Source organism: Acidovorax sp. LjRoot117 (assembly GCF_964252695.1).
Lineage (GTDB): Bacteria > Pseudomonadota > Gammaproteobacteria > Burkholderiales > Burkholderiaceae_C > Acidovorax.
Map to the genome: position 1 here is coordinate 139356 of NZ_CAXUPO020000014.1, position 8847 is coordinate 148202.

Consider the following 8847-nt stretch of genomic DNA (forward strand, 5'->3'; position numbering starts at 1 on the left):
GGTTTCAGCGTACGCGTCCAATGGGGCGATAACGCCGCGGTGCGTGCACCGGTTTTGGCTGCTGTACGTGTATCGTAGTCCTGTGTTTTTTGCGTGCTGTGCTGCTGCGTGCTGCGATGGAGAAACGATGCAATCTACGCTAACAACCTCTGGAGGACCTGCTGTCCAGGTTCCCGTCATGGTGGCGGCGGAGTTGCAAGACTCCTTGCTGGTCGTCATGCATGACCTCCACCGGCTGGAGGGACTGCTGAGCCATGCCACCGACAACCTCATGGAGCGCTTTGGCGAGGCCAATGCCGTGCTGACCGATGAGACCGTGGCCCATTCACCGGAATTGGTGGCGGCGCGGGCTGCGTTGCGCAATGCAGTGACCGAGCTTCAGTTCCAGGACATGGCGTCCCAATTGATCTGGCACACCACCAAGGTGCTCCAAGGATGCGCTTTCAGGCTGGCCTCGGAGGCCATGGGCCACGAGGACGGAGAGGAAGCGGCGCCCTTTGCCGAAATGGCGCCGGACCGTCCGAACCCGGTCACGCAGAGCGAGATGGATGCAGGTTCGGTGGACCTGTTCTGACCTTTACACCGCTGGTTAACCTATATATTCAAGTCAGTTGGAGCCATACATGCAATCGATCCTTGCCGTAGATGATTCACCCTCCATGCGGAAAATGGTGTCGTTCACCCTGACGGGTGCCGGCTATCACGTTGTGGAGGCGGTGGATGGGCAGGATGCCCTGGAAAAGGCCGAGAGCCACGACATCGATCTCGTGCTGGCCGACCAGAACATGCCGCGGCTCGATGGCATTGGCCTGACCCGCAAACTGCGCGAAAACCCGAAATTCAAGACCATTCCCATTCTGATCCTGACCACCGAGTCCAGCGACCAGATGAAACAGGCAGGGCGCACTGCGGGTGCGACGGGCTGGCTGGTCAAGCCCTTTGATCCCAATCGCCTGATCGAAGTCATCCAGAAAGTGATCCGCTGAGCCGACCCGGCCCGGATCACCCAGTACACAGCAGGAGCCTACGATGGCGGATACCTACCAAGAAGGATCGGGCGGGGGCGCTGACTTCGACCTGAGCCAGTTCTATCAGATCTTCTTTGAAGAGGCCGGGGAGAACCTGGACCAGATGGAGCACATGCTCCTCAACCTGGATCTGGTCAATGCCAATGACGAGGAACTCAACGGCATCTTCCGTTGCGCCCACTCGATCAAGGGTGGCTCTGCCACCTTCGGTTTTTCCGATGTGGCGGAACTGACGCACCAGATGGAGTCGCTGCTGGACCGGCTGCGCCGCCACGAATTGCAGCCGATCCCGCAGATGGTGGACGTACTGCTCGAATCTGCCGACGCCTCGCGCAGCCTGCTGGCCCGCCATCAGGCGGGTGGGCAGGGCGAGGCGGTGTCCACCGCATCGCTGGTGCGCCGGATCAGCGACCTGGCCGCAGGGCAGGTGCCTGGCGACGCTCCCGCCGCTGCGGCACCGCCACCCCCCCCGCCGCCACCCGCGCCCGCACCGGCCGCCGTGGCTCCGGCGCCTGCACCCAAGCCGGCCACGCCTGCGGTGGCAGGGCAGGCGCGCAAGCTCGAAATCCAGATCGGCCCGCTGGAGCGTCTGCAGCAGGCGGACGCCATCAAGGAACTGTTCCGCGATATTCCCGGGCTCGGCGCCATCCAGGACCTCGAAACGGCCCAGCCGAACACCCGTCTGTTCGCCGTGGAGACCACCTCCACCAACGACGACCTGCTGGACCTGTTCGCATTCCATGTCTCGAAGGAGCAGGTGGTCATCCGTGATGCGGCCGCGCCGGACAGCGCGCAGCCCGCGGCAGATGACGAAGAAGTCCTGGTGGCTGTGGATGGATCGGGCGCAGAGGCCCCCTACGGTTTCTTCAACGACGCGCCCGGCGCACCTTCGGACGCCCCCCAGGCCGCGGCGCAGGCACCCGTGCCCGCCAAGGCTGCTGCGCCCAAGGCCGCCGAGCCCAAGGCTGCCATGCAGGCGCAAATGGAGTCCACCACCATCCGCGTGGACGTCAAGAAGGTCGACCAGCTCATCAACCTGGTGGGCGAGCTGGTGATCACGCAGGCCATGCTGGCCCAGAACAGCCGTGGCCTGGATGCGGGTGCCTACCAGCAGTTGCTGGCAGGCCTGGCCGATCTGGACCGCAACACGCGCGATCTGCAGGAATCGGTCATGTCGATCCGCATGATCCCCATGTCCATCGTGTTCAGCCGGTTCCCGCGCATGCTGCGCGACCTGGCCAACAAGCTGGGCAAGAAGGTGGAGTTGGTCACGCTGGGTGAAGCGACCGAACTGGACAAGGGCCTGGTGGAGAAGATCACCGATCCGCTGACCCACCTGGTGCGCAACAGCTGCGACCACGGCATCGAAATGCCGGCGGACCGCCTGGCCAAGGGCAAGTCGGAGCACGGAACCATCACCTTGTCGGCCTCCCACCAGGGCGGCTCCATCGTGATCGAGGTGCGCGACGACGGGCGCGGGCTGTCGCGCGAGAAGATCCTGAAGAAGGCGCAGGAGCGCGGCCTGGACGTGTCCGAGCAGATGAGCGATGCCGAGGTGTGGCAGCTGATCTTTGCGCCCGGCTTCTCCACGGCCGACGAGGTCACCGACGTGTCCGGCCGCGGTGTCGGCATGGACGTGGTCAAGCGCAATATCGCCGCCTTGAACGGTTCGGTCGAGATCGATTCCGCCGAAGGCTACGGCATGAAGGTTTCCGTTCGCCTGCCGCTGACGCTGGCCATCATGGACGGCATGTCGGTCGGGGTGAGCGACGAGGTCTACATTCTGCCGCTGTCGTCGGTGGTCGAGTCCTTCCAGGTCAACGCGGACGATGTGAGCACCGTGGCCCAAGGCTCCCAGCTGGTGAAGGTGCGCGACGAGTACATGCCGGTGATCGCGCTGGAGAAGATCTTCCAGGTGCCGCGTTTCGATCCCAACAAGTCCAGCAACATCATGGTGGTGGTGGAGGCCGATGGCAGCCGTGTGGCCTTGCTGGTGGATGAGCTTCTGGGCCAGCACCAGGTGGTGGTCAAGAACCTGGAATCGAACTACCGCAAGGTGCCCAACGTGTCTGGCGCGACCATTCTGGGCGATGGCACGGTGGCCCTGATTCTGGATACAGGCGGTCTGGTGCGCAGGGCGCGCCACTAGTTTCAAGCGATTCGAGCGCGCCAGCCCGCAGCGGGCGGCGCGGCTTAAAAAGGAGTGTGCACCATGAGTGTGATTGGAAAGACAGCAGAAGCGGTGCCAACCGGTACGCGGGAATACCTCACGTTCCGTCTCGATCAGGAAGAGTACGGCATCGACATCCTCAAAGTGCAGGAAATCCGTGGCTACGAGCCGCCGACGCGGATTGCGAACGCGCCCAGCTTCATCAAGGGCGTGGTCAACCTGCGCGGCACCATCGTGCCCATCGTGGACATGCGCATCAAGTTCAATTGCGCGCAGGCCGACTACAACAGCTTCACCGTGGTCATCATCCTGAACCTGCGCAACCGCGTGGTCGGGATCGTGGTGGACTCCGTGAGCGACGTGATGGAGCTGACGCCTGAAAGCATCCGTTCCGCACCCGACATCGAGAGCGCGATCGACGCCAGCTGCATCCTGGGCCTGGGCTCGGTCGGCGAACGCATGCTGATCCTGCTGGACATCGAGAAACTCATGTCCGGCCTGGACATGGGGCTGGTGGCCGCCAACGAATAAGGCATACCGGCATGGACTGGCGATGCCGGCCCGGTGCCGGCTCGCCACTGTGGCTTGTAGATCTCTTGGAGTGAACAGAACTTCCCGTCGGATGATCAATATGGCCCAACCCATCAGCGCATCAGCTTCAGCCCGATCCCCAGCGTCCCGGGCGGAGCCCGCCATGGCCGCCGCGCCATCGGGGCCTTTGGCGCAAGGGCGGGAGTTCGTCTGGACCAATGCCGATTTTGCCCGGGTGCAAGCCCTGATCTACCAGCGCGCCGGCATCAGCCTGCACGACGGCAAGCATGCCATGGTGTACAGCCGCCTGTCCCGCCGTCTGCGGGACACCGGCCACTCGAGTTTTCACGACTACCTGGGTTGGCTGGAGACGCACGATGGGCCTGAATGGCAGGAATTCATCAATGCGCTCACCACCAACCTGACGGCCTTTTTTCGCGAGCAGCACCATTTCGAAATCTTTGCCTCGCACCTGCGAGGCAAGCCGGGCACCAACTGGCGCGTCTGGTGCAATGCTGCGTCCACGGGCGAGGAGCCGTATTCCATCGTCATGACCGCTTTCGAAGCGCTGGGGGCCAATGGTTCGTTCAAGCTCACGGCCAGCGACATCGATTCGCGGGTGCTGGCGACCGCGGCGCAGGGCGTGTACCGGCTGGACGGCCTCAAGGGCCTGAGCCCGGAGCGCCTGCAGAAGTTCTTTCTTCGCGGCAAGGCCGGCAACACGGGCATGGTGCGGGCCAAGCCCGAGCTGCGCCGCGCCATCGACTTCATGAGTGTGAATCTGATCCGCGACGACTGGCCGTTCAAGGAACCATTCGACGTGGTCTTCTGCCGCAACGTCATGATCTACTTTGATGCACCCACGCAGCGGCGCGTGCTGGAGAGAATCCACCGGGTGCTCAAGCCCGGCGGCATGCTGTTCGTGGGCCACGCGGAGAACTTCAGTGAGTCCCGAGACCTGTTTACGCTGCGTGGCAAGACGGTGTACGAGCGCCGTTGACCTGTCCATGTTGTCGCACCGCACCTAGCACCATGACCAACATTCAAGCAGGATCATCCCCCTCTCTGGCAGCCGCCGCGGGCGGCTCGGCGGAGCGGCGGCGCGCACCGCGCATTGCACCGCTGAGCGCGGACATCTATTCAGCCGGAAATGCACCCGCCCGGGAGTCGTCGCTCCAGGACCTCAAGGCACGTTCGCGCAAGCCGGGCGAGGCCTCGTTCTTCTATCTGGACCACCACTTCCAGCACAACGCGGTCAAGGTCCTGCCCGGAGAGTACTTCGTTGCCGACGAAAACATGGTCATCATGACGGTCCTGGGCTCGTGCATCGCCGCCTGCCTGTGGGACAGCCGTGCGCGCATCGGCGGCATGAACCACTTCATGCTGCCCGACGGCGATGTGGCGGATGCATCGGGTCGCTATGGCTCGTACGCCATGGAACTGCTCATCAACGAGATGATGAAGCAGGGTGCCCGGCGGGAGACCATGCAGGCCAAGATCTTCGGTGGCGCGCAGGTCATGCACAACTTCACCACGATGAACGTGGGCGAGCGCAACACCAATTTTGTTCTGAATTATCTGCACACCGAGCGCATTCCCATCGTCTCCGAAGACGTGCTGGACATCTACCCGCGCAAGGTGGTCTTCTTTCCCGTGACCGGGAAAGCCATGGTCAAGCGACTGGCACATGCCCATCCGGAGGCTCTGGTGGCCCAGGAAGTCAAGGGCAATGCCGCCAACGTGGCCAAGACCACTTCCGGCGGCTCTGTGGATCTGTTTTAAAGAAAGCGTGAGTGAATGAGCAGGAAAATCCGGGTGATCGTGGTGGACGATTCGGCACTGGTCCGGAGTCTGCTGTCCGAGATCATCAACCGGCAGAGGGACATGGAGTGCATCGGCACCGCGAATGACCCCTTGATCGCACGCGAGATGATCCGCGAGCTCAATCCCGATGTCATCACGCTGGACGTCGAGATGCCCCGCATGGACGGCATCGATTTTCTCGGCCGCCTGATGCGGCTGCGCCCGATGCCGGTCGTGATGATCTCGACGCTGACCGAGCGCGGTGCCGAGGTGACGATGAAGGCGCTGGAACTGGGCGCCGTCGACTTCGTGGCCAAGCCGCGTGTCGGCCTGGCCAGCGGGCTCAATGATCTGGCGTCGTTGATTGTGGAGAAGATCCGCGTCGCAGCGGTCGCACAGGTGCGCCGGGCCCCGGCCCGGGAGGCCGCGGTGCCGGGCCATGCCGGCAGTGCCGTGGCGCCGCCGTCGTCGTCATCGGCCCTGCTGGGCCGGTTGTCGACCGAGAAGCTGATCTGCATCGGCGCGTCGACCGGCGGTACCGAGGCGATCAAGGAAGTGCTGGTGCACATGCCCGCCGACTCCCCGGCGATCGTGATCACGCAGCACATGCCGCCGGGTTTCACCACGAGCTTTGCCGCGCGCCTGAATGGCCTGTGCCAGATCACGGTGAAAGAGGCGGTCAACGGCGAGCGCATCCTGCCTGGCCATGCCTACATTGCACCGGGCGGGACGCAGTTCCATGTCGCGCGCAGTGGCGCCAACTATGTGGCGGTGGTGGACGACGGCCCGCCGGTGAACCGGCACAAGCCTTCGGTCGAGGTGTTGTTCAAGTCTGCCGCCGCGGTGGTGGGGCGCAATGCGTTCGGCATCATGCTCACCGGCATGGGCAACGACGGCGCCGCCGCCATGCGGGAGATGAAGGACGCGGGCAGCTACAACTATGTGCAGGACGAAGCGACCTGCATCGTGTTCGGCATGCCGCGCGAGGCCATTGCCCACGGCGCCGCGGACGAGGTGCTGCCGCTGGGGCAGATCGCGCCCGCATTGATCAGCCGCCTGCGCGGGGCGACCGACCGGCTGCACCACCGCATCTGAGCGATGGCCGGGGCGCCGCCTGCGGAGCCCTGGCGCAGTTCTTGGGGCACTGCGCAGCTCCGGGAGCCCCCGGGCATGCATCACGCGGACAAAGCTGTCCAGCGCTCCAGCGCTTCCATCAGTTCATCGTCGATCTCGCCCGACCGCACGCCCATGGCCGCAGCGCGGGCAGGGTCGGTGCTGTACAGGCGCCCATCTGACAGCCCGTCCTGCAGTGTCTTTTGTTCTTCTTCCAGCGCAGCGATGCGGGCAGGCAACTGTTCGAGCTCGCGCTGCTCCTTGTAGCTGAGCTTCTTCCTGGGTGCTGCCGCAGGCTCGCCGGAAGCGCGCTGGGCCGGATTCTTGTCGGGACTTTCGCTGTCGGCCTTGGCGGCTGTGGTCGCCGACGCCGCTGCGGAAGCGTTCAACGCGCGGCTGCGTTTGGATTGCAGCAGCCAGTCCTGAACCCCGCCCTCGTATTCGCGCCAGAGGCCGTCACCTTCAAAGGCAATGGTGCTGGTGACGACGTTGTCCAGGAAGGTTCTGTCGTGGCTGACCAGGAACACGGTGCCGTCGTAGTTCTCCAGCAGCTCTTCCAGCAGATCCAGGGTGTCGATGTCCAGGTCGTTGGTCGGCTCGTCGAGCACCAGCACATTGGCGGGGCGTGCGAACAGCCGCGCCAGCAGGAGGCGGTTGCGCTCCCCGCCAGACAGTGAACGCACGGGCGAGTGGGCGCGCGCAGGAGAGAACAGGAAGTCGCTCAGGTAGCTCTTCACGTGCTTGCGCTGGTTGCCGATCTCGATCCATTCACTGCCAGGGCTGATGAAATCCTCCAGCGTCGCGTCCAGGTTGATGGCGTGCCGCATCTGGTCAAAGTAGGCGACCTGCAGGTTGGCACCCTGGCGGATGGTGCCCTTGTCGGGCTGCAATTCACCGAGGATCAACTTGAGCAAGGTCGTCTTACCAGCGCCGTTCGGGCCGATCAGGCCCACCTTGTCGCCCCGCAGGATGGTGCCCGTGAAGCCCCGCACGATGGCCCGTTCGCCGAACGACTTGCTCACATCCGTGAGTTCGGCAACGATCTTCCCTTGGTAGCCGTTGGAGCCGCCTGAAGCAACGTCCATCCGCACGCTGCCCACGACATCCCGGCGGGCTTCCCGCTTGGAGCGCAATTGTTCCAGCCGGCTGATGCGGCTCTGGCTGCGTGTGCGCCGCGCTTCCACCCCTCTGCGGATCCAGACTTCTTCCTGTGCCAGAAGCTTGTCGGCCTTGGCGGCAATGACCGCCTCCTGGGCCAGTTGCTCTTCCTTCTGCAGCAGGTACTGCGCGAAATTGCCAGGATAGGAACGCAGTTGCCCCCGGTCCAGTTCCACGATGCGCGTCGCCACCCGGTCCAGGAACGAGCGGTCGTGGGTGATCGTGACCACGCTGCCGGGGAAGTCGATCAGCAGTTCTTCCAGCCACTCGATCGAATCCAGGTCCAGGTGGTTGGTAGGTTCGTCCAGCAGCAACACATCAGGGCGCGCCACCAAGGCTTGCGCCAGGGCCACCCGCTTCTTGGTACCGCCGGACAGCGTGCCAACCACGGCGTCCGGGTCCAGGTGCAGGCGTTGCAGCGTTTCTTCCACGCGTTGCTCCCAGTTCCAGGCATCGTAGGCCTCGATCTCGGACTGCAGGGCATCCAGGTCCAGCCCTTCGGCGCCTGAAAGGTACTGGTCCCGGATCGCAATGACACGCTGCAGCCCTTCGGAGGCGGCCTTGAAGATGGTGGCGGACGGGTCCAGCGAGGGCTCCTGCGCCACGAACGCAATGCGCACACCTTGCTGCACTTGCAGCGAGCCATCGTCTGGTTTGGCCATGCCACCCAGAATCTTCAACATGGAAGACTTGCCTGCGCCATTGCGGCCGATGAGACCGACGCGCTCCGCCGTTTCGAGAGAAAAGCCGGCGTGATCCAGCAGTGCGACGTGCCCAAAAGCAAGTTGGGCATCGAGTAGGGTGATAAGTGCCATAGGGGCACGATTATCGGTGGAGGGCGCATTGCCTTACTTCGTCCCGTGTTGCGGGCGTGCGATCCTGGCCTTGCGGAGCCTCTGCTGGAGACCTCCCGGCGCATTGCGCCCCCCAGGGACTGCTCGACGCCTCTATATAAGCAGCAGTGCCAGCTCGGCCTTTGGAAGATCACGCCGATGGCGCAAATTCTTCGTGGTTCTTGCGACGACCTCCAAAACGGTGCTATAA

Annotated in this window: 8 protein-coding genes; 7 read left to right on the forward strand and 1 reads right to left on the reverse strand. The window is 63.9% G+C overall.

All coding sequences use genetic code 11. From position 1 onward, the window contains the following. Positions 1-127 precede the first annotated feature (127 nt). The 7 genes from ACSQ3D_RS24780 to ACSQ3D_RS24810 all read left to right on the forward strand — a co-directional run bounded on the left by ACSQ3D_RS24780 (position 128) and on the right by ACSQ3D_RS24810 (position 6627). Entirely contained in the window at positions 128-574 is a 447-nt protein-coding gene (locus tag ACSQ3D_RS24780; RefSeq protein WP_056172971.1) for a hypothetical protein, read from the forward strand. 49 nt (positions 575-623) lie between these two features. Beyond that, positions 624-986, forward strand: coding sequence for a response regulator (locus tag ACSQ3D_RS24785; protein ID WP_056173069.1), 363 nt, complete (start codon positions 624-626; stop codon positions 984-986). 43 nt (positions 987-1029) lie between these two features. Then, on the forward strand, positions 1030-3177 hold the full coding sequence (locus ACSQ3D_RS24790; protein ID WP_396505013.1) for a chemotaxis protein CheW: 2148 nt from the start codon (positions 1030-1032) through the stop codon (positions 3175-3177). Positions 3178-3240: 63 nt separating this feature from the next. Beyond that, the gene (locus ACSQ3D_RS24795; protein WP_056419977.1) at positions 3241-3729 is read left to right on the forward strand and encodes a chemotaxis protein CheW; all 489 of its coding nucleotides are present in this window, start codon (positions 3241-3243) and stop codon (positions 3727-3729) included. A gap of 163 nt (positions 3730-3892) precedes the next feature. Next, on the forward strand, positions 3893-4729 hold the full coding sequence (locus tag ACSQ3D_RS24800) for a CheR family methyltransferase (protein WP_396505014.1): 837 nt from the start codon (positions 3893-3895) through the stop codon (positions 4727-4729). A 32-nt stretch (positions 4730-4761) separates the two neighbouring features. Continuing rightward, positions 4762-5511 carry a chemoreceptor glutamine deamidase CheD gene (cheD, locus tag ACSQ3D_RS24805; protein WP_056419974.1) on the forward strand — a complete coding sequence of 250 codons (750 nt, stop codon included), beginning with the start codon at positions 4762-4764 and terminating at the stop codon, positions 5509-5511. Between the two features lie 15 nt (positions 5512-5526). Then, a complete protein-coding gene (locus ACSQ3D_RS24810; protein WP_056419970.1) occupies positions 5527-6627 on the forward strand; it encodes a protein-glutamate methylesterase/protein-glutamine glutaminase in 1101 nt (366 codons plus the stop codon). Positions 6628-6707: 80 nt separating this feature from the next. On the opposite strand, the gene ACSQ3D_RS24815 is transcribed toward ACSQ3D_RS24810, so the two are convergent. Then, positions 6708-8618: an ATP-binding cassette domain-containing protein gene (locus ACSQ3D_RS24815; RefSeq protein ID WP_436128609.1), complete on the reverse strand. Its 1911-nt coding sequence runs from the start codon at positions 8616-8618 to the stop codon at positions 6708-6710. Positions 8619-8847: the final 229 nt, after the last annotated feature.

Bases quoted from the DNA above. Each gene is read 5' to 3' on its own strand.
- ACSQ3D_RS24795 (WP_056419977.1), top strand. From the start codon at position 3,241: ATGAGTGTGATTGGAAAGACAGCAGAAGCGGTGCCAACCGGTACGCGG.
- cheD (WP_056419974.1), top strand. From the start codon at position 4,762: ATGACCAACATTCAAGCAGGATCATCCCCCTCTCTGGCAGCCGCCGCG.
- ACSQ3D_RS24810 (WP_056419970.1), top strand. From the start codon at position 5,527: ATGAGCAGGAAAATCCGGGTGATCGTGGTGGACGATTCGGCACTGGTC.
- ACSQ3D_RS24815 (WP_436128609.1), bottom strand. From the start codon at position 8,618: ATGGCACTTATCACCCTACTCGATGCCCAACTTGCTTTTGGGCACGTC.
- ACSQ3D_RS24800 (WP_396505014.1), top strand. From the start codon at position 3,893: ATGGCCGCCGCGCCATCGGGGCCTTTGGCGCAAGGGCGGGAGTTCGTC.
- ACSQ3D_RS24780 (WP_056172971.1), top strand. From the start codon at position 128: ATGCAATCTACGCTAACAACCTCTGGAGGACCTGCTGTCCAGGTTCCC.
- ACSQ3D_RS24790 (WP_396505013.1), top strand. From the start codon at position 1,030: ATGGCGGATACCTACCAAGAAGGATCGGGCGGGGGCGCTGACTTCGAC.
- ACSQ3D_RS24785 (WP_056173069.1), top strand. From the start codon at position 624: ATGCAATCGATCCTTGCCGTAGATGATTCACCCTCCATGCGGAAAATG.